Genomic DNA, 1,517 nt, shown 5'->3' with positions numbered 1-1,517 from the left:
GGGCGGCCACCTCGGCCCTCTGTCCCTGTGCTCCCGTCCATAGCAACCGACAGCCGGCCCGACCGATACCTGGCCATTCACTCCACTGATCACCCACAGCCTGACAAGATCTTCAGCGCACTTCTAGAGGTACAGATCCTCAAGTTGCTGGTGCGCCTACGTATCCGCACGGTCGGCAAGCGCTCCAGCGACGACGGCGACACGACGACCAATGACGGCGACGGCGATACGGCAACGGCGACCAGCATGGATCAGATGCAGGCCGACCTCGCCGCCTTCCGTACCGAGATGAGAGAAGACGTCGCCGCGCTCGGCGACGAACTGCTGGCACTCCGATGGCACCTCAGCGAGCACGCGTCCACCCACCATCCGCGATCGTGCGGGAACCCGGCACATGCCGCGACGTCCCGAAGATCGGCACACGGCTCGGACTCGGTCACGTGCTGACCCCCACCTGACCGTCGGCTCAGCCCGCGCTCCGCTCGCACGCCAGCAGACCGGGCGCAGGCTGAGCCCCAACCCCCAAGCCTCCGCAGCCCCAGGCAGGCCAGGCAGGCGAGGCAGACCAGACGAGGCGAGGCAGAGTCGGCGAGGCGAGGCGAGGCAGAGCAGGCGAGAGCAGCGCAGCGCAGCACGCGGTGTGCAGTGTGTGCTGCTAACCGATCGCCGTTCTGGCGGTCTCGATGAAGCGCTGCAGCCGTTCGCGGAACGTCTGGTGCGACTGGTCGAACCGGGCCCGCGCGTCAGGAGCCCCCTGCACGATCTCCCACAGCGCGCCGTTGGCGTCCGTGACCGCCTGCTGAACGGACTCCGCCGTCGCCGCGATCGCTTCCGGCCCTTCGAGGAGGACAACTCGCGTACACCGAGCCAGCGGATCATAGGCGTCCCGCAGCGCCGTGCGCAGGTCATGGATCTTCCGTACCTGCTCGTCGGGCTGCGTCAGCTGAGCGTAGACGTCCCCGAGCCGGTAGTAGAGCTCTCCGGTGAGGTGCGCCTGCGCCAGGAAGTCCAGGTACGCGGTCCGTCGCGCTTCCCGAACCCGTGCGTGATGCTGCGCCTGGGCGGAAGCCTCGGCCTGGATGCGTGCCGTTCGAGCGTTCCCCAGGCTGGCCACCCATCCCGCCGTGACGGCCGTCGCACCCGTCAAGATCGCGACCCACACCGTACTGTCCATCCGGCCTCCCGTCCCCCTCTCCCACCTTCGCCGTTCCCCGGCAGCGACGCCAGCCACGGGGACGGGCGCCATCGGCGCTCACCGTCCGACGCGTACAAAGACGGGCCAGGCCAAGCACCCGCTCACGGAAAGCACCGCGCCCTACGTTGAGAACTCCCGAAAATCCCGGTGCCGATACCGGCATACGCGCCCCACACCCCGCCCACCACGTGGACGATTCCCTAGACGTACGGATCAACGGCAGGTGATTCATTGCGCGTGAGAACGAAGCCCGGCACCCCACGCCGTCCCCGCACGGCAAGCCGGACCCGCCCCCTTCTGATCCTCACCACGGCCTGTCTCT

2 protein-coding genes are annotated in these 1,517 nt (G+C 68.4%); one reads left to right on the top strand and one right to left on the bottom strand.

Going from position 1 to position 1,517, the window contains the following annotated elements; genetic code table 11:
• A partial coding sequence (locus HII36_RS55105; protein ID WP_217371157.1) for a hypothetical protein occupies nucleotides 1-447 on the top strand: 447 nt, incomplete at its 5' end.
• A gap of 208 nt (nucleotides 448-655) precedes the next feature.
• On the opposite strand, the gene HII36_RS55100 is transcribed toward HII36_RS55105, so the two are convergent.
• Complete coding sequence (locus tag HII36_RS55100) at nucleotides 656-1,162, bottom strand: hypothetical protein (protein WP_217371156.1); 507 nt, start codon at nucleotides 1,160-1,162, stop codon at nucleotides 656-658.
• Between the last annotated feature and the right edge of the window lie 355 nt (nucleotides 1,163-1,517).

Origin of the sequence: Nonomuraea antri (assembly GCF_013283785.1) — a bacterium.
Lineage (GTDB): Bacteria > Actinomycetota > Actinomycetes > Streptosporangiales > Streptosporangiaceae > Nonomuraea > Nonomuraea antri.
The sequence above is the reverse complement of the archived record's forward strand: the minus strand, read 5'-3'. Positions and strand labels throughout refer to the sequence as shown.